The 25,146-nt window shown below is 48.8% G+C and carries 19 protein-coding genes; 7 read left to right on the forward strand and 12 right to left on the reverse strand.

Annotated elements, in window-relative coordinates; translation table 11 throughout:
• Positions 1 to 56 precede the first annotated feature (56 nt).
• Positions 57 to 329, reverse strand: a complete 273-nt coding sequence (locus JQX58_RS04840) for a hypothetical protein (RefSeq protein ID WP_204145667.1) — start codon at positions 327 to 329, stop codon at positions 57 to 59.
• Between the two features lie 402 nt (positions 330 to 731).
• Between JQX58_RS04840 and JQX58_RS15625 the strand changes: the two genes are divergently transcribed.
• A complete protein-coding gene (locus JQX58_RS15625) occupies positions 732 to 2,036 on the forward strand; it encodes a methyl-accepting chemotaxis protein (RefSeq protein ID WP_204145668.1) in 1,305 nt (434 codons plus the stop codon).
• 81 nt (positions 2,037 to 2,117) lie between these two features.
• Here the strand turns inward: JQX58_RS15625 and katG are convergent, their stop codons facing one another.
• The 3 genes from katG to soxR form a co-directional block, all read right to left on the reverse strand.
• The gene (katG, locus tag JQX58_RS04850; protein ID WP_204145669.1) at positions 2,118 to 4,304 is read right to left on the reverse strand and encodes a catalase/peroxidase HPI; all 2,187 of its coding nucleotides are present in this window, start codon (positions 4,302 to 4,304) and stop codon (positions 2,118 to 2,120) included.
• Positions 4,305 to 4,634: 330 nt separating this feature from the next.
• Positions 4,635 to 5,735, reverse strand: a complete 1,101-nt coding sequence (locus JQX58_RS04855; RefSeq protein ID WP_204145670.1) for an MBL fold metallo-hydrolase — start codon at positions 5,733 to 5,735, stop codon at positions 4,635 to 4,637.
• 94 nt (positions 5,736 to 5,829) lie between these two features.
• The gene (gene soxR / locus JQX58_RS04860; protein WP_204145671.1) at positions 5,830 to 6,285 is read right to left on the reverse strand and encodes a redox-sensitive transcriptional activator SoxR; all 456 of its coding nucleotides are present in this window, start codon (positions 6,283 to 6,285) and stop codon (positions 5,830 to 5,832) included.
• Between the two features lie 228 nt (positions 6,286 to 6,513).
• On the opposite strand from soxR, the gene JQX58_RS04865 reads away from it, so the two are divergent.
• Positions 6,514 to 7,647, forward strand: coding sequence for an efflux RND transporter periplasmic adaptor subunit (locus JQX58_RS04865; protein ID WP_204145672.1), 1,134 nt, complete (start codon positions 6,514 to 6,516; stop codon positions 7,645 to 7,647).
• A 2-nt stretch (positions 7,648 to 7,649) separates the two neighbouring features.
• Positions 7,650 to 10,694: an efflux RND transporter permease subunit gene (locus tag JQX58_RS04870; protein WP_204145673.1), complete on the forward strand. Its 3,045-nt coding sequence runs from the start codon at positions 7,650 to 7,652 to the stop codon at positions 10,692 to 10,694.
• 158 nt (positions 10,695 to 10,852) lie between these two features.
• Here the strand turns inward: JQX58_RS04870 and JQX58_RS04875 are convergent, their stop codons facing one another.
• The 3 genes from JQX58_RS04875 to JQX58_RS04885 all read right to left on the reverse strand — a co-directional run bounded on the left by JQX58_RS04875 (position 10,853) and on the right by JQX58_RS04885 (position 13,263).
• Positions 10,853 to 11,317 carry a (R)-mandelonitrile lyase gene (locus JQX58_RS04875; protein ID WP_239090142.1) on the reverse strand — a complete coding sequence of 155 codons (465 nt, stop codon included), beginning with the start codon at positions 11,315 to 11,317 and terminating at the stop codon, positions 10,853 to 10,855.
• Between the two features lie 53 nt (positions 11,318 to 11,370).
• Positions 11,371 to 12,123: a carboxymuconolactone decarboxylase family protein gene (locus JQX58_RS04880; RefSeq protein WP_204145674.1), complete on the reverse strand. Its 753-nt coding sequence runs from the start codon at positions 12,121 to 12,123 to the stop codon at positions 11,371 to 11,373.
• A 186-nt stretch (positions 12,124 to 12,309) separates the two neighbouring features.
• Positions 12,310 to 13,263: an alpha/beta hydrolase gene (locus tag JQX58_RS04885; RefSeq protein WP_204145675.1), complete on the reverse strand. Its 954-nt coding sequence runs from the start codon at positions 13,261 to 13,263 to the stop codon at positions 12,310 to 12,312.
• A 352-nt stretch (positions 13,264 to 13,615) separates the two neighbouring features.
• Here JQX58_RS04885 and JQX58_RS04890 point away from each other — a divergent pair, with 352 nt between their 5' ends.
• Positions 13,616 to 14,536, forward strand: a complete 921-nt coding sequence (locus tag JQX58_RS04890) for an AraC family transcriptional regulator (protein WP_204145676.1) — start codon at positions 13,616 to 13,618, stop codon at positions 14,534 to 14,536.
• 56 nt (positions 14,537 to 14,592) lie between these two features.
• Here JQX58_RS04890 and JQX58_RS04895 read toward each other — a convergent pair whose 3' ends face one another.
• The 3 genes from JQX58_RS04895 to JQX58_RS04905 all read right to left on the reverse strand — a co-directional run bounded on the left by JQX58_RS04895 (position 14,593) and on the right by JQX58_RS04905 (position 19,161).
• The gene (locus JQX58_RS04895) at positions 14,593 to 15,804 is read right to left on the reverse strand and encodes an MFS transporter (protein ID WP_204145677.1); all 1,212 of its coding nucleotides are present in this window, start codon (positions 15,802 to 15,804) and stop codon (positions 14,593 to 14,595) included.
• A gap of 158 nt (positions 15,805 to 15,962) precedes the next feature.
• Positions 15,963 to 18,419 (reverse strand): glycoside hydrolase family 3 C-terminal domain-containing protein, encoded by a 2,457-nt coding sequence (locus JQX58_RS15520; RefSeq protein ID WP_338040672.1) that lies wholly within the window; start codon positions 18,417 to 18,419, stop codon positions 15,963 to 15,965.
• Positions 18,400 to 19,161 carry an SDR family NAD(P)-dependent oxidoreductase gene (locus tag JQX58_RS04905; protein WP_204145679.1) on the reverse strand — a complete coding sequence of 254 codons (762 nt, stop codon included), beginning with the start codon at positions 19,159 to 19,161 and terminating at the stop codon, positions 18,400 to 18,402. Before JQX58_RS04905 ends, JQX58_RS15520 begins: the two co-directional genes overlap by 20 nt.
• Before the next feature lie 377 nt (positions 19,162 to 19,538).
• Between JQX58_RS04905 and JQX58_RS04910 the strand changes: the two genes are divergently transcribed.
• From JQX58_RS04910 to JQX58_RS04920, 3 genes are all read left to right on the forward strand, one after another.
• Positions 19,539 to 20,729 (forward strand): MFS transporter, encoded by a 1,191-nt coding sequence (locus JQX58_RS04910; protein ID WP_204145680.1) that lies wholly within the window; start codon positions 19,539 to 19,541, stop codon positions 20,727 to 20,729.
• A 37-nt stretch (positions 20,730 to 20,766) separates the two neighbouring features.
• Positions 20,767 to 21,120, forward strand: a complete 354-nt coding sequence (locus JQX58_RS04915; RefSeq protein WP_204145681.1) for a cyclophilin-like fold protein — start codon at positions 20,767 to 20,769, stop codon at positions 21,118 to 21,120.
• Between the two features lie 115 nt (positions 21,121 to 21,235).
• Positions 21,236 to 22,132, forward strand: a complete 897-nt coding sequence (locus JQX58_RS04920; RefSeq protein WP_204145682.1) for a LysR family transcriptional regulator — start codon at positions 21,236 to 21,238, stop codon at positions 22,130 to 22,132.
• 7 nt (positions 22,133 to 22,139) lie between these two features.
• Here JQX58_RS04920 and JQX58_RS04925 read toward each other — a convergent pair whose 3' ends face one another.
• Together JQX58_RS04925 and JQX58_RS04930 are read right to left on the reverse strand one after the other, a co-directional pair.
• Entirely contained in the window at positions 22,140 to 24,173 is a 2,034-nt protein-coding gene (locus JQX58_RS04925) for a methyl-accepting chemotaxis protein (protein WP_204145683.1), read from the reverse strand.
• Between the two features lie 132 nt (positions 24,174 to 24,305).
• A complete protein-coding gene (locus JQX58_RS04930) occupies positions 24,306 to 25,127 on the reverse strand; it encodes a mechanosensitive ion channel family protein (RefSeq protein ID WP_204145684.1) in 822 nt (273 codons plus the stop codon).
• Between the last annotated feature and the right edge of the window lie 19 nt (positions 25,128 to 25,146).

Consider the following 25,146-nt stretch of genomic DNA (forward strand, 5'->3'; position numbering starts at 1 on the left):
AGGCATAAAAAAAGCTGGCGCCAGGCCAGCTTTTTCGTTTTAACCGTTCGTTTATTCTAAAACAGCAACTTATCAAACACCGCACAGTCGGTGTAGGTGTACTCTTCATTCGCACGCAAACGTGCAGCTTTATCGATCAGCTTTTGCGAGGCTTCTTGCTGACGTGGCGAGATATAGTCAGAAGCCACATTGTCACGCAACGTCGTTAAATACTTTTCAAGCTTTGCCGTGCACTCATCTTCTACTTGGGCTTGGGCGTGACTGACCGACGCCAGCAACACGACAAAGCCTACAAATTTCGGTACATGGGTTAGTAAACGATTGTTCATTATTACCTCAGTCATACAGCGAGCAACGCTATTAAAACACAGCCCGCTTCAATCTGCACCCACTCTCACTGCCAGCTTATGCAAGCCGACTTAATTTAGATCAAAACTTGCTTGGGCATCTATGTTTAGAATACGCGACTTCGAAATCAGCCAGAAAATTTACCTATAGTTCTTGGAGATCCAAGTCTAGCTGTGCTACGTATATAGAAGCTAGAAAATTGAATCAATATGTAACTGACAAAAACAGGAATGTTGTTTTTTGTAAAACGCACAAGGACGAGTGCACAATTTTTGATGATTTATCGGAATTTTAAGGTATATATACGCTTTAATAATAAGAGATATGTCAGGGATTGAGTCTGTTGTTAACTTACCGTGCTGAGCGCACCCTAGGAACCATATATGCTATTCCGTTCTAGTAAGATGAAAGACCAAATAGCCCAACTTGAGTCGGAACTCAAAGGGTTTAAAGACGCCCAACAAGATCTTGAAAATGAGATGCTTTTTATCGCACTTGATGCGAATGGCACTATTCTCGAATGTAACGACTTGTTTCTTCGCTCTTCTGGTTTCACCAAATCAGAATTACAAAACATTGAGCGATTGGTCGACCCAAAGGCCAAACGCCGTAAACACACACAGGACTTCATTAACGCCCTACATCAAAACAAACACTGGCATGGTGCCCTGCAGCTAACCGACAAACAAGGCGTTGAACAATGGTACCGCATTATCATGCAACCGACGCCATACAACGATGGTAAGCGCCTACATGTCTATGCTGCAGAGCTTACTCGCACAATCACCGAGTCACGCCAACAACAAGATATGTTGGCGGCACTTGATCGCTCTCAAGCCGTCATCGAATTCAGTCTAGATGGCGTCATTTTGGATGCCAACGATAACTTCCTCAAAGGCATGGGCTATAAGAAAAACCAAATCCTAGGCAAACACCACCGTATGTTTTGCACGCCTGAAGAAGTCAACTCTCCAGACTATGAGCATTTTTGGCACACATTAAGATCTGGTAAGTTTTTCTCTGGTCGCGTGCATCGCGTTGATAGCCACGGCAACACCGTCTGGCTTGAGGCAACTTACAACCCGATTCACGACGACGATGGCGAACTGTATAAAGTTGCCAAATTTGCCAGCGTAATCACAGAAGAAGTGCAGCGTGAGCGTGCGATCGCCGAGGCATCTGATATCGCTTACAACGTATCGCAAGAAACTGACGCTCAGACTAAGCAAGGCATTCAGGTCATTAACTCCACCATCGCCAAGATGGAAGAGCTACAGCAACAGATGACTAAAGCCAGCGAAGGCATCGGCGCATTAGAGAAGCAATCTATCAAGGTCGCTGAACTGGTGGAAAGCATCCGCGGTATCGCTGATCAAACCAACCTTTTGGCATTGAACGCTGCCATTGAAGCGGCGCGTGCCGGCGAACAAGGTCGTGGCTTTGCGGTGGTGGCCGACGAAGTACGACAATTAGCACAACGTACCAGCACGGCGACCGAGCAAATTATTGAGGTCGTTTCTGAGAACAAACAGCTTACCGAACAAGCTGTCGGACTCATCGAAGGCAATCTGAAGAAAGCACGTGAAGGTCACGAGCTGTCTAGCGAAGCAGGCGTGGTGATTCACGCGATTCAACGCGGTGCACAGCAAGTCGTGGACGCGGTGGAAGAGTTTAAAACTAAGCTTTAACACTTAATACATAGCTCATAAGAGTTGCCCATAAAAAAGCCCCAGCAATGCTGGGGCTTTTTGCTTTAAAGCAGGTTACGCTTATTTCACATCAAAGCGATCTGCATCCATAACTTTGACCCAAGCTTTGGCAAAGTCTTTAACAAACTTCTCCTGGCTATCGTCCTGTGCATACACTTCAGCGTAAGCACGCAAGATAGAGTTTGAACCAAACACTAGGTCAACACGAGTAGCTGTCCACTTCTTGTCTCCGGTTTTACGATCACAGATGTCGTAGGAGTTTTTACCCGTTGGCTTCCATGTGTAATTCATGTCCGTTAGGTTGACGAAGAAATCATTGGTTAACTGGCCAGGACGATCAGTAAATACACCATGATGGCTAGCACCGTGGTTTGTCGCCAAAGCACGCATACCACCGATCAATACGGTCATCTCTGGAGCCGTTAGACCCATAAGTTGAGCACGATCCAACAACATTTCTTCTGGTTGCACTGCGTAATCGGCTTTTAGCCAGTTACGGAAACCATCATGTTGTGGCTCTAGGTACTCAAACGAATCGATTTCGGTCATTTCTTGTGTTGCATCACCACGGCCTGGTGTAAAAGGAACCGCCACATCAAAGCCTGCATCACGCGCTGCTTTCTCTACGGCTGCACTACCCGCTAAGACAATCATATCCGCCATGCTTACTGGCTTGCCGAAATCATTGCGAATGCCTTCCAGTACCGATAGTACTTTTTCAAGACGCTCTGGCTCGTTAGCAGGCCAGTCTTTTTGTGGTGCTAAACGAATTCGCGCGCCATTGGCACCACCACGGTAATCTGAGCCACGGAAGGTACGTGCGCTGTCCCACGCGGTGGCTACCCACTCTTCGATCGGCAAGCCTGCATCGAGAACTTTACGCTTAAGCTCTAGCACATCTGTTTCGTTCGGTACGTATTCTGGTGCTGGGATCGGATCTTGCCAGATCAAGTCTTCTGCAGGTACATCAGCACCTAAATAACGGCTTTTTGGCCCTAGATCACGGTGCGTCAGTTTGAACCAAGCGCGTGCAAAGACATCTTTGAAGTATTCAGGGTTGGCACGGAAGTGATCCATGATCTTGCGATATTCTGGGTCGACCTTCATCGCCATGTCCGCATCCGTCATCATTGGGTTACAACGAATGCTTGGGTCTTCGACATCGACAGGTTTGTCTTCTTCTTTGATGTCCACTGGCTCCCACTGCCAAGCGCCCGCAGGGCTCTTAACACTTTGCCACTCGTGGTCTAGGAGCATATCAAAATAGCCCATGTCGAATTGTGTTGGATTAGTCGTCCAAGCACCTTCTAGACCACTGGTCACCGCATCACGACCGATCCCGCGACCTACTTTGTTGTTCCAGCCTAGGCCTTGCTCATCAAGGTCTGCACCTTCTGGCTCTGGGCCTAAGTCATCTGGATTACCATTACCGTGGGTTTTACCAACCGTGTGGCCACCCGCAGTCAGAGCAACCGTCTCTTCATCGTTCATTGCCATACGGCCGAACGTTTCACGGATGTCGTGCGCCGTGGCTTGTGGATCTGGGTTACCATCAACACCTTCAGGGTTAACGTAGATTAGACCCATCATCACTGACGCCAGTGGGTTTTCAAGATCACGTTGGCCTGAGTAGCGGCTATTTTCATTGTCTGACGTCGCCAGCCATTCACGCTCAGAGCCCCAGTAGGTGTCTTTTTCTGGATGCCAAATATCTTCACGGCCACCCGCGAAACCAAAGGTTTTAAAGCCCATGCTCTCGTAGGCCATATTACCGGCAAGGATCATCAGATCGGCCCAAGACAATTTATTGCCGTATTTCTTCTTAATCGGCCATAACAAGCGACGTGCTTTGTCCAAATTGCCATTATCTGGCCAGCTATTTAGCGGAGCGAAACGCTGGTTACCGGTATTGGCACCACCGCGGCCATCGGCGACACGGTAGCTACCTGCAGAGTGCCACGCCATACGGATCATTAAGCCACCATAGTGACCCCAGTCCGCTGGCCACCAATCTTGGCTCTGTGTCATCAAGGCCTTAAGATCTGCTTTCAGCTCTTCAAGATTAATTTTTTTGAATTCTTCGGCGTAGTCGAAGTCTTCACCAAAGGGATCGGTTTTGCGATCGTGCTGGTGCAAGATGTCAAGATTCAAAGCTTTTGGCCACCACTCCATAACGGACGTTCCCGTTTCAGTATGGCTACCGTGCATGACCGGACATTTTCCTGCTGGTGCGTTATTCTGGCTCACGTCTAGACTCCTTTAACTTTTATAATGTTATGGCTTCCACTCACCATCGATCTATTCAATATAGATCATTCATGTGTGTACGCTATGAAGCAACACTAAGATCACTTAGCTTTGCTGTTTCAGTCTTTTAAACATAGTGCCTTGGAAAAAATTAATAAAATATCCATTTCATATAGTTTTGATAGGTATTTCTAATTACCACCACAAAGCTTCAACAATCCGTGCTTTCCTACACATTTCTAACACCAGTTGGCATCGCCTTTGATGACAGAAAACAAAAAAAACGCCCAAATGGGCGTTTTAAGAAGTGCTTGCTAAGTGTCTTGCGCGTTAACGCTGGCGCCACCAGTCTTGGAAAGTTTGCGCGTCATTATCTAGATCCACACGTTCACCGATCATGGGCGTTAGCATGCGATAAGGCTTGTCTTGTGAGGCTTGGCTAATACGCTCTAGCGGGTCGTACCAGCTATGGTGGGCAAGCTTAAACTTACTGTTGTGTGCAGCCAGCACCGCTTGGGCATCGACATCAAGCGCCGCTTGTGCCGCTTGCTCAGGAGACATATGGATATTGGCCCAATTCGGGTCGTATTGGCCATCTTCTAAGATCGCCAAATCAAAACCGCCTAAGCGCTCATAAATCTCTTTAAAGTGATCGCCATACCCCGTATCGCCACTGTAAAGCAGCTTTCGCTCTGGCGTCATAATGGCAAAACCGGCCCACAACGTCTGATTACGCTGCAATAGTCGACCAGAGAAATGCACTGATGGCACTAGGTGAATGTCAACCGCACCATCACTAAAGGTGTCGTACCAGTCGCCTTGGAACACTTGCGCTTCGTTAAAGCCCCATTGGGTTAAATACGAGCCAACACCAAGTGGTGCTATTACTTGATCAACTTTATCGCGCAGGCCTTCAAGGGTCGGTAAATCTAAGTGATCCCAGTGATCATGGGAAATCAATAAATAATCGATCTCAGGAAGGTCTTCAGCAGCATAAATATTGGTTCCAGGGAAAGCTTTATTCGTACCCGGCACAGGCGAAGCATAGTCGCTAAACACAGGATCAATTAAGAACGTATGCCCATCGAACTGCATGAAATAGGACGAATGCCCCATCCACACGATCACGTTAGCGTCTGGTGACAAGGCTTTTAAGTCGGTTTTATCAGAAGGCAACGGCTTACTCGGCACCGCATCTTTGACTTCGTTAAACAGAAAATTGTAAAACAGCTCAAACTGACTTTGGTCCGACGTTGAGACTGGCACCTCTGGGTGATTATGAAACAGCCCATCGTCGTAGTGCTCACTGGCTTCAGGTGCTGGAACAATGGGATCGACAAATTGTGGTTGCTGCAGATAGCCCCACACTGCTACGGCTAACACAGCTACTAATACAACTAAGAGAACTAGGGTACGCTTTAATCGACGCATGACATAACTTTAATATCCGTTTTAGAAGCGGCGATGATAGCAAAGTTCGTCTGGGCGATAATGTGAAAAGACAGAACAAACTTATGACTCAAACTCATGAGTCTGGCGCCTCAGGTAACGATAGTAACTGTGCCCCAGCGCCCTGCGCGGCATAGATATCATCTGGGTTACGCAATGGACAGTCATCCAGCGACAAGCAGCCACAGCCAATGCAGCTCTCCATCTCATCCCGCAGCGCCGTCAGTGTTTGAATACGGTCGGTCAGCATTGCCTGCCACTCGGCACTCAATACACGCCACTCTTCTACGGTAATGCGCTTTTTAGGCAAGCTGTCCAAATGGGTTTTGATTAGTGCCAGCGAAATACCGGCTCGTTGGGCGATGCGGATAATCGCGATGCGCCTCAGTACACCACGGTCATAGCGCCTTTGATTACCGGCATTGCGGCGACTTTCGATTAAGCCTTTTTGTTCATAGAAGTGCAGCGTCGAGACGTTTACACCCGCACGTTTCGCGACTTCGCCAACACTTAAAGATTTATCTTCAGACATGAAAAAAACCTATTGACCTCAAGTATACTTGAGGTCATATTATTGCTGTCGGCTTGCACTGGCAAGTGCATTTTATTGCTTATTTTTTACATTTGGAGCCGACGTGAAACGCCTTATCTCTCCTTTATTCATACGCGTTGTAATACGCCCTCTACAACGGTCGACTCGCTTGGATGCGTTAGTTAAGTCGTACAGCAAAGCCGCTATTGCCGCGTCAGGAGGTGCATTGTGAGTCAACATGATTGCAACAATGAGCCACTGGAAATCAACCGCTCAACGCCCAAAATAGCCTTTGTGATCGTCGCTGTGATTGTACTGGGAGTATTTGGCAGCCTTTATTATTTTAAGCACGCTGGACAAAGCCAAGCCTCTGGCTGGCAGCCGCAAGCAGTCCCCGTGACGGCCATGCAAGTCACACCACAAGCCCTGCCCTTAACCCTTGAAGCGATTGGCTCCCTAACCGCAGTACAACAAGTCATGCTGTCACCTGAAATGGCAGGACGAGTACAGGCGATCAACTTTGAATCGGGGCAAAGCGTCGACCAAGGCGCATTATTGCTGCAACTTAACTCGGCGCCTGAGCAAGCGGCGCTCGCCTCCGCCAAAGCCAATGTGCGCTTTGCCCAAAGCCAATTACAGCGCACCGAGAAGCTTAATCGTACTGGCGTTGAACCACTCGATGCTTTGCAAATGCGCCGCTCTACTTATGATCAAGCCGCCGCCGAAGTCACACGCCTAGAAGCGCAATTGCGCCAAAAACAAATCGTCGCGCCTTTTACCGGAGAGCTTGGCATTCGCCAAGTGAATCTAGGTCAGTACATTAACCCTGGCGAAGCCGTGGTATCGTTAACCGCTCTAGATAAGCTCTATGTGGAGTTTTCCATTCCACAGCAACATCTTGCGGCGTTACAGCAAAACGCCGAAGTGACGCTCACCTCAGACGCTTATCCAGAGCAAACCTTCACCGCATACGTCAATGCGGTCGAACCACAGGTGAATGCCAATACTCGTAACATCCGCGTGCAGGCACTGTTGGACAATCGCGAACAAACGCTTCGCCCTGGCATGTACGTCAATGTAGCGCTCGCCATCGATACCCGCGAGGCCGCCATTGTTGTGCCCAATACCGCCGTGCAAACGTCCGCTCAAGGTCATATGGTAACGGTAGTGCGCGGTGACAACGCTACTGAACAAGGTAACGCCGAGGTCGTTCCTGTCGAAGTGGGCGAGCGCATCGGCGAGCAAATTTTGATTCGCTCAGGCTTACAAGCCAATGATGTGATTGTCACCGTCGGACAAAACCGTCTGCAGCCGGGGGCCGAAGTGACCGTGACTGAGCTTATTCAGGGTGAGGAGCAATAAGCATGCGCTTCACAGACATTTTTATTAACCGCCCTATCCTTTCGGTGGTGGTCAGCTTGCTGATTTTGCTGATCGGCTTAAGCGCAGCGTATAACCTACAAATCCGTCAGTATCCCAAGATGGAAAGCGCGACCATCACCATCGATACCGCGTTGCCTGGTGCCACTCAGGATATGATGCAAGGGTTTGTCACCACGCCCATTGCGCAAGCGATCTCGACCGCTAGCGGCATTGAGTACATTACTTCTACGTCAAAACAGGGCAAAAGCCATATTTCAGCCAAACTGGTGCTGAACGCCGACGCGGACCGCTCGATGACCGAGATTTTGTCCAAAGTTCAGACCGTTAAATACCGATTGCCCGAAGGCGTGGCCGATCCCGTGATCGCCAAAATCACCGATGGCGCTTCAGCGATTCAATACATTGCTTTTAAAAGCGATGCGTTAAATGCATCGCAGATTGTCGACTTTGCCGACCGTGTGGCACTGCCGTTGATCACGTCTGTCTCGGGGGTGGCATCGGCGCAGATGACCGGTGGCGCCTCATACGCCATGCGTATCTGGGTCGATCCAGTTAAGCTTGCAGCACGCAACATGACCGCCAGCGATATTGCCGCCGTACTGCGTAGCAATAATATCCAAGCGTCGCCAGGCCAATTAAAAGGCAGCAATACCGCCATTAATATCACCGCCGCCACTGACTTGCAGGATATGGATGCCTTTCGCGAGATGGTGATCAAAGATGGCGAAGCAGGTATCGTGCGCTTGTCAGACGTGGCCACTATTGAGCTTGGAGCCCAAAACTATGACTCTGCGGCCATTGCCGATGGCACCAGCGCGGTATTTATCGCTATTTCGCCGACGCCAGATGGCAACCCGCTGGAGATCGTCGACACCATTAACGCCCTGCTTCCGGATATTCAACAAGCGGCGCCACCAGGCCTTGAAGTCATTAACCGCTTTGATGTGGCGCACTTTGTCAACGCATCGATCGAAGAAGTGGAACACACTCTAATCGAAGCGGTGATCATTGTAATCGTGGTGATCTTCTTATTTTTAGGCACCTTCCGCGCGGTGATCATTCCCGTGATCACGATTCCGTTATCTTTGTTAGGCACCGCTGCCTTAATGTTGGCGTTTGGTTTCTCTTTGAATCTACTGACATTGCTGGCGATGGTGTTAGCCATTGGCCTAGTAGTAGACGACGCCATCGTGGTGGTGGAAAACATTCACCGCCATATCGAAGAAGGGCTTAAGCCTATGAAAGCGGCCATTGTCGGAGCCCGTGAAATCATCGGCCCCGTGATTTCGATGACCATCACTTTGGCGGCGGTTTATGCGCCGATTGGCTTGATGGGCGGTCTTACGGGTGCGCTATTCCGTGAGTTTGCTTTTACCCTTGCAGGTTCCGTCATTGTATCCGGTGTGGTCGCGCTGACCTTATCGCCGATGATGAGCGGTAAGCTATTAAGCGCTAAACAATCCGAAGCTAAGCTTGCGCAGTGGGTAGAAGGCTACATGGGCGGCCTAACGCGTCGCTATAGTAGATTACTGGATGCAACGCTTAAAGCGCGAACGGCGATCGTGTTTGCCGGCATCGCCATCATGGCAGGCATCGTGATGCTGTTTTTGGGCTCGGAGCAAGAGCTGGCCCCACCTGAAGACATGGGCTATGTGTTTGCCCAAACCAAAGCGCCACAATACGCCAATGTCGATTACACCGAACGCTACAGCGCCGAGGTCGATGCTATCTTTGCGCAAATCCCCGAATTTAGCGGCAGTTTCTTTGCCATCGGTGGCGCCAACGCCAACATTGGCTTTGGCGGTATTATTTTGGATGAATGGGCCGAACGTGAGCGCACTGCCGATGATATTCAAAATGAGCTAGCAGGCAGAACTGCCGGCGTCACGGGCGTGTATACCTCACTGTTCCAAGATAACCCGTTACCGGCCGGCAGTGGCGGCTTACCGGTGCAAATGGTGATTCGTTCTACGGATGATTTTAACAGTCTGTATCAAACACTCATGGGGCTTGTCGGCGCTTCTTGGGGCAGCGGCTTATTTGCTTTTGTCGACAGTGATTTAGCGTTTGATAGCGCCGAGGCACATATCCGAATTGATCGTGCCAAAGCCGGCGACATGGGTGTTTCTATGTCCGAGATCGCCGATACCTTGGCGATTCTGGTGGGTGAAAACTACATCAACCGCTTTAACTGGTTTGATCGCTCTTACGATGTCATCACGCAGGTGCCACAATCCGCACGTCTGACACCGGATAACTTAGGCCAGTACTATGTCCGTACAGGCTCGGGAGAATTAGTGCCACTGTCGACGGTTATTGAGGTTGAGGTCAAACCCCAGCCAAATATGCTGCCGCAATTTAACCAGATGAATTCGGCGACCTTGTCGGCGGTATTGATGCCTGGCGTCACCATGGGCCAAGCGGTGGAGTTCTTGCAATCCCAGCCACTGCCAGAAGGCACGACTGTCGATTGGCTTTCCAACAGCCGCCAGTTTGTCCAAGAAGGCAATCAACTGACGATCTCTTTTGCGTTTGCATTGATCGTGATTTTCTTGGTGTTAGCGGCGCAGTTTGAAAGTTTCCGCGACCCACTGGTGATTTTGATCACAGTGCCGCTGGCGATCTGTGGTGCGTTAGCCCCGATTTACTTAGGCTTTACCACGCTCAATATCTACACTCAGATTGGTCTGGTCACGCTGATCGGCCTGATCTCCAAGCACGGTATTTTGATGGTGTCGTTTGCTAATGATCTTCAGATCCAGCAACAGATGAGTAAGCTGGAAGCCATTCGTCATTCGGCTGCAGTACGTATGCGCCCAGTGTTGATGACCACTGCTGCGATGGTAGCGGGTTTGGTGCCGTTGTTGCTCGCCGCTGGCGCCGGTGCATCCAGTCGTTTTGCTATTGGCGTAGTAGTGGTGATGGGGATGTTGGTTGGTACGCTATTTACCTTGTTTGTGCTACCCACCTTCTATTGCTTGTTAGCGGGCGATCATCGTCACCGCGGCCAAGCCCAGTCTGAATAGGCATTTCGCCTAGACAGGTCAGCGCTGTACTGACGACAACACGTGCTGACAAAAAAAGCCCTTGCTGACTTCTCTCCAGCAAGGGCTTTTATTCATAAAAAATGCCGATCAAATCTTTTGACCGGCATTTAATACTACACAAAAAGCTTAAGCGGATGTTATTCGCCTAGGTACTGCTCGTCCGTCACTGGCTCCATCCAGTCCACCACAGAACCTTCATCGTTTTGCGCTTGGATCGCATAGTGCGTCATAGACGTCGTGTCGGTCGCGCCGTGCCAATGCTTAACACCTGGTGGACACCACACTACGTCACCTGCTTTGATCACTTGGCGAGCTTCACCTTCTTGTTGGGTCCAGCCTGTTCCACTGGTAATGACCAGCGTTTGACCTTCTGGGTGCGTGTGCCAATTTGAGCGCGCACCTGGGTGGAATGTCACTTCGCCAGCACTGAAATCACGATGCTCATTTGGGGCAAATACCGGGTTGATAATCGACGTGCCTGTGAATAGATCGTCAGAACCAATCACGGTTTTTTGTGTGCCAGCGCGAGTGATTTCAACATCAGCGGCTAAGGCAGAACCTGCCATCAAGGTAACCATCGTGACGGTAATCAGCTTTTTCATATCATGCTCCATTGAAAATTAACGTAAGGGTTAAACAATTCTGTCGTGCAGGCTTAGTTGCCGCGCTTATCAAACACTTCTTGGAAGATCGGCATCGCCGTGAAGACATTTGGCCAGTTCACGTAAAACGCCATTTGTGTCAACGCTTCTGACGCTTCGCTCTGCTTCAGGCCGTTATCTAGTGCGCGATTCAAGTGGAATGGTACCTGCTCGGCTTGGCCGTTTGCCACTAAAGAACTCACGGTGACCAAGCTGCGATCACGTGGCGTTAGGTCTGGACGTAGCCAAACGTCGCGGAACAAAGGTTCGCGGGTGTAATCCGCAACACCTTGAGATGTTGGTGCGTAATTCTTTTGTACGTTGCTTTCACGGGCGGCTTCAAATTCTTCGTCCATTGGTAGCAGCTCAACATCTGCACCTGGTAGGTCGTCAGCATCAATATCGCGGTCTTCGTACACATCCGCCAACTCATCCGCAGCCGCTAGAGCATTGTTCCAACCTGCATAAAAGGCCAAGTGTGTGACGATGCCTGACAGCTCAGATGGCTCTACGCCATTATCTAAAGCGCGAGCAAACTCTTGTGGTAACATTTCTGTTTTGCCCGCTGCTACCAAAGTGGCTACTGATACCACACTGCGATCGCGCGGCGTTAGACCTTCACGCTGCCATAAATCCTTCTCTAAAACATTTTCGTTGTAATGTGCTAGCGCTGGCACGGCCCGCTTCAAGTTTTCCTGAATAGAATCTGCATGGCCTGCAGACGCTGCGAGTGAAAACGCTAATCCTATTAATGTTTTTTTGTTCATCACATCCTCCTAAAGAAAGTTAACGCTATACGATCTATTTACAATCTGAAACGAAATACGCTTAATAAGACTTATGAGCCATACTCATTAATAATTTCTGAACTTCTGTTGTCACAGCTGAGCTCTTATCGATGCCCATACAAAAAAGCCCGACTCAGTCACTGAGATCGGGCTTTAATGCAACAATTAGTTAAAACTGCTATTGAAGAAGTTTTCTAACTTATCAAACGGAATCAAATCTGTTTTGTGGTAAAGATCCACGTGGTTGGCATTTGGCACCACATGTAGCTCTTTGGCTTCGCCAGCCGCTTCGTAAACGTCTTCACTGAAGTAACGCGAATGTGCATGCTCACCGATCACTAATAGAATCGGACGTGGGTTGATCCATTTAATGTTATCAAGCAATGCGTAGTTCACAAATGACATAGCACTGCTCATGGTGAACTGGGTGATCGAGTTTGGGTGGTAGCCCACTGGGCGTGAGTAGAAGCCACCAAATTCTGCACCGATTGGGTTCTCTTCAGCATCCCATTCAAGCGGCGCACCACGATCGGTCAATGCTGGCTGACCATTTTCAAAATCTTCATAACGCTGCTCTGCTAGCTGGTCCAACCAAGCAATACGATCTTCATCTGACAGAGAGTCGCCAAAGCCGTATTTATGCATACGAGAAATGTCGTACATGCTGACTGTAGCGATGGCTTTTAAACGGCGATCCACTTGAGCTGCGCTGAGGGCAAAACCACCACTGCCACAAATACCAATGGCACCGATGCGATCACGGTCAATAAACGGGCGTGTGCCCATAAAGTCGACGCCGGCGCTGAAGTCTTCTGAGAACATTTCTGGTGAAGATAGATGACGCGGCTCACCTTCGCTGTAGCCATTGTAAGATGGGTCAAAGGCCAAAACGGCAAAACCGCGCTGAGCTAGTTCGTTAGCATAAATGCCAGGCCCCTGCTCTTTTACACCGCCGTATGGCGCACCTACGATCAAGGCTGGATATTGTTTGGTTTCATCAAAGTCTGCTGGTAGGTACAAATCTGCAGATAGGTAAATTCCATAACGCGTGCTGTAGGATACGGGTGTACGTGTCACGTTTTCGCTTAATTCGAAAATGTAGTTATCTGTCGCTGGCATTCGGAATCTCCTTTTGAATAGGTGTTTTCGTTTAACGAGATTCACTATAGCCAGCGGAGCAAATCAAGCGTTAGCCTATTCCTCTAGGGTTATTGCCTATTTGTACACAACCCTGTCATGAATGTTGCTGTATGTCGATTTAAGACTTTTTCTTACACAAAAAAATATTGACATAACCTCATGATTTTTAATTAATTTAATTCTAAATCTATATTTGAGCCAAATAAAATGATCAAAAAACATGCAAATAAGGCCATTTTAACGTCCTTATTTTTTTGCCTAATAGAATTGAAACAAAAACAATTTAAAGGGTATGATGCAAGCATTAGAAGATAACAGATTAGGTAGTTAAATGACCTCTACTCAACCCAAAGAGCTCGCTATCGGTCTTGAGCGCTTAGCCACGTCTGCCCGCGCTCTTACCAAAGATGCCAATCAACTGGTGACGCCAATTGATGGTTTGGTGATCAATTATTGGACACACCCAACAGATTCCACTAACTATTCGCTGAAGCCTAGTATTTGCTTGATCGCCCAAGGGGTCAAACGAGTGCTACTCGGCGAAGAGACTTATGTTTACGATGCCAGCCAGTTTTTGATTTCATCGGTTGATCTACCCGTCACGGCCAACATTATGGAAGCCTCTGAAGAAGAGCCTTATGTCGGTATTGTGCTGGAACTGGATCTGAAAGAGATCTCACAGCTAATCGTTGAGAGCGATTTGCGCTTTAAACAGAGCAAACAGTCGCAGGCAGGGATTGCACTCGGGCAATTAAACGAACCCATTTTGAATGCTTTTACCCGCTTGATCGAGCTGTGTGATGACCCAGACAGCATTGCGATTTTGGCCCCAGCCATCAAGCGTGAGATTTTTTATCGTCTGCTCAAAACTCATCAAGGTCAATTGCTGTACCAAATTGCCATCGCTGGTAGTCACAGCAACCAGATTTCGCGCGCCATCGATTGGCTCTACAGCCACTACGCAGAGCCTTTGAGTGTCAGTGATTTGGCAGAATATTGCGGCATGAGCAAGTCGGCATTTCATAGCCATTTTCGCGCCATCACTTCGATGACACCGCTACAGTTCCAAAAGAAACTGCGCCTTAATGAAGCACGACGCCTAATGCTCACTGAGCACTTAGATGCCTCTGAAGCCACCTACCAAGTGGGTTACGAGAGCCCATCGCAATTTTCACGAGAATACGCGCGTTTCTTTGGTTTGCCCCCCAAAAAAGACATCGAAGCACTGCGCCAACCCGCCAAAGCATCTTAATAGCGTCCAAAAAAAGCCACTCAGTTGAGTGGCTTTGTATAACTAGGCAACCATGCTTAGGCTGGCTGCTGCACTTGACGGTGATTAATGGATCGCGCCCCAAGCGCCATCACGCCAGACATCAGTAACAACAGGCCTGCAACCGCAAACGCAGTTTCATAACCCCATAGGTCAAATAGCACACCGCCCACGGTCGAGCCAAGGCCAATGGCCAACTGAACGATTGCGACCATGAGGCCACCGCCTGCTTCAGCGTCATCAGGCATGGTTTTAGCGACCCATGTCCACCAACCAACAGGTGCCGATGTGGCGATTAAGCCCCAGACGAACAGCACTGGCATTACTACCCATTGTTGCGCCCCCAGCTCAATCAAAAGCACCGCACAAATAGCCAAAATAATGGGCATAATCATCAGCGTGTAAAATAAACCTTTACCCAAGAAACGGCTGATCAAGGTGGTACCGATAAAACCTGCTACACCGATCATCAGGAGTACGACGGTCAGCACGCTTTCACTGACACCGGTTTCGATCTCAAGAAAAGGTCGAATGTAGGTATACAGCGTAAACTGCCCCATAAATAATAACGCTGTGGCACAAAAGCCAACCGCGACTTCTAGGCGCTTCATCGGGCGAAAAATATGATGCAGCTTAGTCGCTTTACCATCCGAGGCCATGCTTGGCAGACTGACCCATTGCCAAATAAACGCCGCCAGTGCCACCGGCACCAAGAAGAAAAACGCTCCGCGCCAGCTAACCAGCGCACCTAATAAACTGCCCAAAGGTGCGGCCAAGACCATGGCTAAGGCATTACCGCCATTAAATACCGCCAACGCTTTAGGCACTTTCTCCGCTGGCACCAATCGCATGGCCGCCGCCGCAGACATAGACCAAAAACCGCCTAAAGCCACACCAACTAACGCGCGCCCCGCCATGTACATGATGTAATTGGTGGCCAGCGCAACCAGCAAGCTTGAGACAAACATCACCGCAGTCAGCCCTAACAGCACTAACTTGCGGTCCAGTTTGCGTGTCAGCGAGGATACGCTAAGCGCTACCAACAGAGCACATAGGCCAGAAATCGCAATGCCTTGCCCTACTGCACCTTCGGTCACCATCAGCTCAGCGGCCATTGGCGTCAGCAAACTGACCGGCATAAACTCTGCGGCCACCATCAAAAATGCACACAGCGTCATGGCAAAGACACCGCTCCAGTTGGCGCTCACCTCTGGTGCGGCGGCACCCTGAGTTTCATTAAATTCTGACATTTCCTAGTCCTGTTATGATTTGTCTAATTAAGGTCTCTTAGAGGGCGCCTATTGAAGCAGACAAACGCGCAAGAGTAGAACCATAGACTCCTAAATCATTGCCTAATGCTCTTTATTTAAAAAATGCAGCCTTTTGGTGATAAAGGCTGCATCTAGGATTATTGATTTAGGCGATTGATCAAAGCCATCACATCATTTTCGTTGTATAAATTGGGCGTAAAGACCGCCAAGTTACGCAATGGCATGTCTTTTACCATGGCCTCGGCCATCAGCCGGTCCGCTTCTGCAGCACCGCTGTTTTGGTCTCCTCCCATCATGGCGCCAAAAGCTTCTAATAAGTGCGTATAGACCTCTTTGCCAACCGTTGTATTAGCGATATCTGCCACCGTTGAATTCATACCATAAGGCTGAATGGGAGTTTCTTGAGGAATGCCGTGCCCTAATAAAGCAGTAAAAGCGGCTTCATCAAAGTCGCCATTTCTAGGGGTAAAATAAGGCGCTAAGGCGGCTTTGGCGGCTGGATTGGTCACGCCAGTCGCTAGAATGACCGACTGCTTAAGCCGGACATCCGCCACAGACGACGCAAGCATGATCTGATAACCATCTTGCTCAATCTTCCAGTTGTGTTCAGTTACATCCCAATAAGCAAAGGCACGACCATCCAGCAGAATCTCTACCTGTTTACTTTCACTAGGCTCTAACCAGACTTTTTCATAGCCAGCTAACGACTTTTTCGGCCTTGGCACACTGGGTTTAGATTGACCGATATAGATTTGCGCCGTTTCTGCGCCAGCGACTGTTGAAGTATTGGTCAAGGTGAAACTGACCTTTACCAGAGGCTGATCGACTTGGGCTTGTGTGGTAAGTACTTCGACAGATAAATCAGAATACTCAAATTCGGCATAAGATAAGCCGTGCCCAAATGGGAATAATACTGGCTCATCGGCGCTATCAAAGTAACGATAGCCCACCCAAATAGCTTCACGATACTGAACTTGTCGACCATTCCCCGGGAAATACGGCGTGCTTGGAATATCCTCTAACGCTAATGGAAATGTCTCGGCCAGCTTACCACTCGGATTCACATCCCCAGCCAGTATAGCGGTGACCGCAGAGGCTCCCGCTTGACCACCTAAATAACTCTCTAAAATAGCGCCCACTGACTCGGCGAATGGCATCGCCACGGGCGCACCATTTTGCAAAATGACCACAACTTTGTGATGTTCTGCAGCGAGAGCTTCAATTAAATCTAATTGATTTTGCGGCAAATTGAGGTGCTCACGGTCAAAGCCTTCCGATTCGTAGCGAGGCGTGAGACCAGCGAAAACAAAGACAACCTCTGCTGCTTCAGCGAGCGCAACGGCCTCATCAATAGCCGCTTGATCGGCTTGATCGTCTAAAGCATAGCCAGGAGCAAAACTGACTTGGTCGGCGCCAAAGCGTGCCTGGATTTGCTCTAAGGGTTGCTCTAGCTGCGACGGATTGATTTTCGAGCTACCTGCCCCTTGATAACGGGTTTGCTCAGCCAGAGCACCAATCACGGCAACCTTTTGACCAGTTTTAGCAGGCAATAGCTGGGCGTCATTTTTAAGTAATACACACGCCTCTTCTGCCACTTGGCGTGCAAGCTTATGATGCGCTTCAAGATCCACTTTAGGGGCCTTGGCTTCAAGTGCTTGCTGCGCTTTCAAATACAGCCCAAGCAGCCTTGAAACGGCAAAATCTAATGCCTCTTGCGATAACTCACCATGCTCAAGGGCCGCTAAGATTTGCTGCTGATGACGCTCGCCCGAGCCTGGCATTTCTAGGGTTTGTCCCGCATTTAAGCCTGCCACACGATCATTGTTGGCCCCCCAATCGGTGACCACAATGCCATCAAATCCCCATTCATCCACCAAAATATCCTGTAGCAATTGCTTATGTTCTGCCGCATAAGTGCCGTTGATTTTGTTGTATGAACACATCACGGTCCACGGTTGACTGGCTTTAATAGCCTGCTCGAAGGCAGGTAAATACAGTTCACGTAAAGTGCGTTCATCAATAATGGCGTCGACGGTCATACGACCAGATTCATGGTTGTTAACCGCAAAGTGCTTTAAACTGGCACCAACCTGTTGGCTTTGTACGCCGTCAATCCATGCTGAGGAAAAATCCGCTCCCAAGCGTGGATCCTCTGAAAAGTATTCAAAATTACGACCTCCCAAAGGATGGCGCTTGAGGTTGGTCCCCGGCCCCAGTAACACAGACACATTTTGCGCGCGACATTCTGCTCCAAGGGCCTGCCCCATTTTCTTAATAAGCGCAGGATTCCAAGTCGCAGCGGTGGCCGACGCGGTCGGAAAGCAAGTCGCAGGCACTGAACCATTTAAGCCCACATGATCGCCTGCGCCGGTTTGCTTGCGCAGTCCATGAGGCCCATCTGTCATCATGATCGATGGTAAGCCCAAGCGTTCGATACCGTGCAGACTCCAGAAGTCTTTACCTGCACACAGTTGGGCTTTTTCTTCATTGGTTAGCTCTGCCAATAGCTCGGCAATTTGTTCAGTTTGCATCATGCTCTCCTTTTCCTGTGAATGTGTTACTGAGTTGGGTGAATTAGCGTACGGTGTAGCCACCGTCGACCGCTAGTGCATGACCCATCACAAAGGTAGAGCCAGGTCCACATAACCAAAGCACTGGATCCGCGATTTCTTCGGCGGTACCTAAGCGGCGCGCAGGCACTTGCTGCATTAGTAAATCCATGGCTTCCGTTTCTTCGGTTTTCATACCGGCGACCATCGGTGTATCAATGATGCCAGGGCAGACAGCGTTGATACGGATGCCTTGGTCGGCGTACTCAAGCGCTGCGGTTTTAGTCAGTCCTAGCACGCCATGTTTCGCTGCATGGTAAGCACCACGCCCCGGTACGCCCACAAAGCCGCCCAGCGATGAACAGTTAACGATGGCGCCACTGCCCTGCTCGCGCATCACTTGAAGCTCATATTTCATGCAGCTCCATAGCCCTTTAAGGTTGATATCCAGCACGCGATCAAATTCTTGAGACTCAAGATCGGCCGTTTCGGTGGCGATGGACTGTACCCCAGCATTGTTAAACGCTGCATCGAGGCGACCATAAGTGGCAACGGTTTTCTCAACCATGGCTTTGACCGCCATTTCATCCGTCACGTCACACTCGATGGCGATCGCACGGTGACCATTGGCTACTAATTCATCCGCGACTTTTTGCGCCGCCTCACCATTAATATCCGCAACCGCTACCGCAGCACCAGACTCTGCAAAGGCTTTGGCTGTCGCCAACCCCATACCGGATGCGCCACCTGTCACTAGTGCAACGTGGTTTGTAAAATCGTGAGCCATATCAGCCTCCTAGGTTTAAGTCTTCATGTTCAAATAGACCTAATTTTCTATCATAGTGCGGGCGGGCTTATAACCTGAGCAAACTTCCTTAATCCCTAGCTTTATGCAAGAAAGGGCCAAGAAGATTTTTAACGCCTATCAGAAGAGCCTGTAAGCTATTGTTAATTAATGAAATTTCAATATTTAAAGTGAACAAGCAAATGTCACAAAATTGATTGATGAATATGACTCATCAGACCTATGGCGTTTATGACATTGCCTAAAAGGCTGACCTTCCTACAATGGCTCACTTAACCCTAGAAGCGCCAGTGTCCCGCTGTGACCTAAAGAAGCCATTTTTGTCATCGTCTAGGGAGCAATTTGTTAAGGATCTCACCATGAAATCATCAGCATCGGTCTATTCATTTGTCGGCAGCAGCCTGGCTTTAATCGCTCTATTTATCGCCTCAGCGACGCCTATTCCCTTATATGGTTTATACCGAGAAGTAGACGGTCTGACTTACCAAGACCTCTCGCTAAGCTCTGTGGTCTACTTCGTCGGAGCACTTACATCACTGATGATCTTGGGGCGCCTGTCCAATCACTGGGGCCGTCGCTGGACCACACTGTTTGCGTTACTACTTGGGATCATCGGCTGTGCTTCGATGCTGTTTATCCATGATGCAACGCCATTGCTTATTGGGCGTTTCTTCCAAGGCCTTTCTTGTGGCTTAGCGTCCTCGGCAGTGGCTTCTTGGATCGTGGATACCTCAGATCGCATCCCCAAATGGGTGGCACCGGCTATCGTGGGTTGCGGTCCGATGACAGGACTAACCATCGGCGGCGTGGGCTCTGGTTTGCTAGTGGACCATACGGGTGATCCTCGACATATTCCATTTTTTATCACCATTGGTTTGATGGCACTGATCATGTTGATGGTGGCATTTGGCAAAGAAACCGTTGAGCGTGTATCCGGCGTTGTGCAATCGCTCAAACCTGACATTGCATTGCCAGAACCTGCACGTAAGGCCTTCCCGATTGCCGCAGTCACGTTTGTCTGCACTTGGGCGCTAGGTGGGTTCTTCCAGGCCTTTGGCCCAGCGATGGCACGTGAACAATTGCATTCTGATAGCGCCGTGGCGGCGGCATTGGTATTTGCGTCGGTGATGGCACCCAGCTTTATCGGGGCTTCTATTGCTGGTCGTTTCAAACCTCGCCAAGTACAAGTATTTGGTATGTTGGCGTTTACCTTGTGCCTAGGAGGATTACTGTTGTCCTTGAAACTCGGTACATTAAGCGCATTTCTGCTTGCCAGTGTGTTAGCCGGTACCGCTCAAGGGGCCATTTTAACGGGCAGTATTCGTTCGATGGTGGCTGAGCTGACTACCGAGCAAAGAGCCGGTGCGTTTTCCATTATTTATTTTACTTCTTACACTGGAGCCGCGGTTCCGACTCTGCTCGCGGGACAGTTTTCAAGTCATTTTACCTTACTTGAAATTGCGTGCGCCTATGGCGTATTGGCGGCAGTGGGTTGTCTTATTGTAATCTTGGGGCTGCGCCATCAAACCCGTAAACGAGCATATGCCTAATTAGGACTTAATATTCCCATTTGCTGTAGGAGACCTTATGAAGATTTTAATTGATGTGGCAGAGCAAACCATTCGTGCTACATTGCACGACAATAGCGCGGCAGCCAAGGATTTTTACCAGCTATTGCCTCTTGAATTGACCTTAGGCGATTATGCAGGGATCGAAAAAGTAAGTGATTTGCCAAGCAAACTCAACACTAAGGGTGAGCCTCTAGGTGTCGCAGCTCAGGCCGGCGATTTAACCTACTACGCCCCTTGGGGCAACCTTGCCTATTTTATCAAAGACTTCAAGTTTGCTAGCGGCCTTGTCTCTTTGGGCCAAGTCCACGAAGGACTTGAGTTGCTTAATGCGGCTGGGGATATCCCAGTGACGATCCGCAAGGCCTCGTAATCAGACCGCCCCTTCACAAGACTCTTCTGTAAGAGTCTTGTTTATTCCTTTTAATATCGTTGTACTTATTAGACTGAATTGATAAAAACACCACATTAATGTGGAGAATTCATTTATGTCGAGAGAAAATTACAACGAACTGATTGCCTTTATAGAAGTCGCTAAAGCCAGCAGTTTTACTCGCGCTGCAGCACACCTTGGCATAACTCAATCCGCATTAAGTCATACGGTAAAAGGCTTAGAAAAGCGCCTTGGGATTCGCTTGTTAACACGCACTACTCGCAGTGTATCCCTTACTGAAGCAGGCGAACGTTTATTGACAAAGATTGCGCCACGCTTTGAAGAAATCGATGCCGAAATTTCTTCTCTAAGTGAATTGCGCGACAAGCCTGCGGGCACTATTCGTATTTCCTCTAGTGACCACGCAATTGATTCGCTACTCTGGCCAAAACTTGAACCGATGTTACGTCAGTACCCTGATATCCGCATTGAGCTGTGTGTCGATTACGGCTTTACCGACATCGTCGAGCGCCGTTTTGACGCTGGGGTGCGCTTTGGAGAAGCCATTGCCAACGATATGATCGCCATTCGTATTGGTCCCGACATCAGCATGGCGGCTGCAGCGACGCCACAATATTTTGCTCAACACGGCAAACCTAAAGAGCCCCATGATTTACTCGAGCATCAGTGTATTAATCTGCGTCTACCTACCTATGGTGGACTCTACGCTTGGGAGTTCGAAAAAGGCGATCGTTCGTTAAACGTCAACGTGGATGGCCAGATGACTTTCAACAGCGTTGAGCAAATACGCCGCGCTGCTTTGGCCGATTTTGGTATCGCCTTTTTGCCAGAAGATATCTTTGCGCAAGATTTTGCCGAGGGCAAATTAGTACGAGTACTACAGGATTGGTGTCCGCCGTTTACCGGCTACCATTTATACTTCCCGAATCGCATGCGCTCATCGCCAGCGTTTGATATTGTGATTGATGCCCTAAGACACCAATCACCATAGTTCGCTCTTAGACTTTGAAACTGCCAACATGTGACTGAAGTGCTTGATACAGCTCAGACACTTTCTTGGACTGCTGGTTGATCGTGGTGGAAACCGTTTGCACCGCATCGGTTTGATGTTTGAGTGACACTAGGCTTTCGTTGATATCATTGGCCACTTGCGACTGCTCATTAGTCGCTTGGGCCGTCTGGGCGGCCATACCTTCCACTTTGGCAAAGGATTCATGCAAAGCATCAAAGATACTGATCACTTGATCAAAGTTCTCTGAGGTTGTCAGAGCATTATCACGGCTACTTTGCGTAGACGCAGAAGACGCCTTCACGCTGGTGTTGAGCTGACTGATCATGGTTTCGATTTCATCGGTGCTGTCTTGAGTTCGCGTTGCCAAGGTGCGCACCTCATCGGCCACGACGGCGAAACCACGCCCCTGCTCACCCGCGCGTGCCGCCTCAATGGCCGCATTGAGCGCCAACAAATTGGTTTGTTCAGCAATATTACGAATCACTTCCAAGACAGAAGCGATTGCTTCCGAACTTTTCTCCAGTTCACGGGAATGATTGAGGGAATTTTCGATTTCGCTTACCAGCGCTGATACAGCACGATGCGAAGCATTGACCGCTTGAATACCGTTTTGGGTCAGCCTATTAGAATCGGCCGCTTCTTGTGCGGTATTGGTGGCGACACTCGCCATTTCCTGATTGGACATGTTCATCTCATGCCCTGCACTGACAATAAACTCAGACGACGTCACCAAGGATTGCGTTATATCTTTGGTCTGATCTGATGCGGACTTAAGCTCTGTTGTGGTGCCGCCTAGCGCCTCAGATTGCACGCGAATACTGGCTATCATACCGCGCAGTTTTTCTACAAAGTCATCAAACTCGTGAGCCAAGTCACCGAGCTCATCTTTCGAGTCAGAGTTGATACGCTGGGTCAGATCACCATCCCCTTCTGCAATCTCATGGATGCGTTGACCGATGTGTTTAATACTACGCGTCAAACGCAGTGGCACTAGGTAACCGATCACAAGCGCCACGATAAAAGCAATCAAGATGACCACCACAGCAATCGACTGATAGGTATCGATTTGATCTATTGTGTGCTTTTCCATGTCACGAGAATGTTTTTGTACTAAGTTGCCGGCGGCATCTAGCATGTCACGCAACTGATCAAAGCTTGATTCAACCTGAGCAAATTCACTGGTATCAATCACAGCTTCTGCAGCACCTCGCTGCGCTAAATATTGGCTGCTGGCTTGGTACCACTGGTTAAAAATGGCATCAAAAGTCTGATATTTATCGATCACTTGAGGCTCGTTCTTAAGATAAATACGATATTCATTAAAGTGCTCGATGACCTGATTGGCATTGGCATGAAAATTCTCTTTGGCCAGTTCGTAAGCCACCAAACCGTTGCGCGCATGTTGAAACGCCAAGCGCGCTTGATATAAGTCTCGATCGGAATTGAGCACTGCCGTGATAGCTTCTAAGTGGCGCTCTAAACGAGCTTGTGTTAATTCACTTTCTTCTTCTCTAGTGTGCTGACGTAGGGACTCACCAGCCTCATCCAGTAGGGCTCTTAGCTGAGTAAAAAGCTGTTCAATTTCGATAACTTGTTGTGACCGAGTGCGAGCTTGGCTAGTGGTGGCCGTGAACTGCTCACTGCGCTGGCGCCATTGATTATAGACTGTCTCAAAATCTGCAAACGGAGCGATCAGCTCCTCTGGCTCATCCTTAAGATATTGGCGATAAAGCTGAAAGCGATCAAACACCTGCTGGGCATTATTTTCAAAATCAGTCTGGTTTTTGGCCGTATCACCCTCACCGGTAATGAGTTTCTCTTGTGCTAAGCGAGCTTGGTAAATATCTCGGTCGGCATTTAAAACTTCTGAAATTGCTTCAAAGTAGTGCTCCGCTTGAACCCGCATAGCACGCTCTTGGTAAGCGCTCATGATCAGCATAAAGCCAAATAAACCGATCAATATTAATGCTAACAATATAATTGGTAGCATAACCTTCACACGAATAGAGTGTATGCGCATCGTCAATCCCTTAGTCATCCAACAGTAGTGTTTTGAGTCTAGGTCAGGGATAAGAAGCGTGCAAAAAAACTACATAAAAAGTAAGTATTAAGCACTGACACCCACGTAAAAAGGGAGTGCCAGCGCTGACGCTTAGTCTTGCTTGATAATATGCAAGTCGCGCTGCGGGAATGGAATAGTAAGGCCGGCGGCTTCGATGCGCGGTTTGACTTGTTTTTGTAATGACCAATGCGTATCCCAAAACTTATCGGGGGTGGTCCAAGCACGTAGCTGTAAATTCACCGAACTATCTGCCAACATATGTACGATCACTTGAGGCGCTGGGTCTTTCATAATAACGTCGTATTCGCTGGCAAGCTCGAGCAGTGCCTTCATGCCATCATCGATAGAGTCGCCATACGAAATACCGACCGTTACTTCTAAACGTCGCTTGCTGTTACGACTGAAGTTTTTAATCGTAGAGTTCCACACGGCACTGTTGGGGCTTGAGATATAAAGGCCGTCGGCGGTTTCAAATACAGACGTAAACAAACCCACGTCCATAACCGTTCCCATATAGCCGCTGAATTCAACAAACTCGCCCTTTTTAATTGGCTTTAGGAACAAAATCATAATGCCAGCAGCGATGTTGCTCAACGTATCTTTGAGTGCTAAGCCGATCGCCAAACCTGCAGCACCCACCAAAGCAACCAAGCTTGCCGTGTTGACACCAAACAGATCTAAAATAATTACCAGCGCAATCAAGTACACAGCATAAGCCGCTACTTTAGAAAATAATTGAGCGATAATTTCATCATTGTGACTGACTCTTGCTACCGCTGCATAGACGGCTTTTTTGGCAATCTTTGAGATAAACGAGGCAGCAACAATAATCAAACAAGTCAGTAGCGCATTTTTGACCATTTCAAAAATCTGGTCTTCGTAGGTGGAATAGAACGCCATCAGCGTGTCCATTTACTTCTCCTTAAAAGCA

It is taken from the genome of Marinomonas ostreistagni (genome assembly GCF_016888445.1).
GTDB classification, from domain to species: Bacteria; Pseudomonadota; Gammaproteobacteria; order Pseudomonadales; family Marinomonadaceae; genus Marinomonas; species Marinomonas ostreistagni.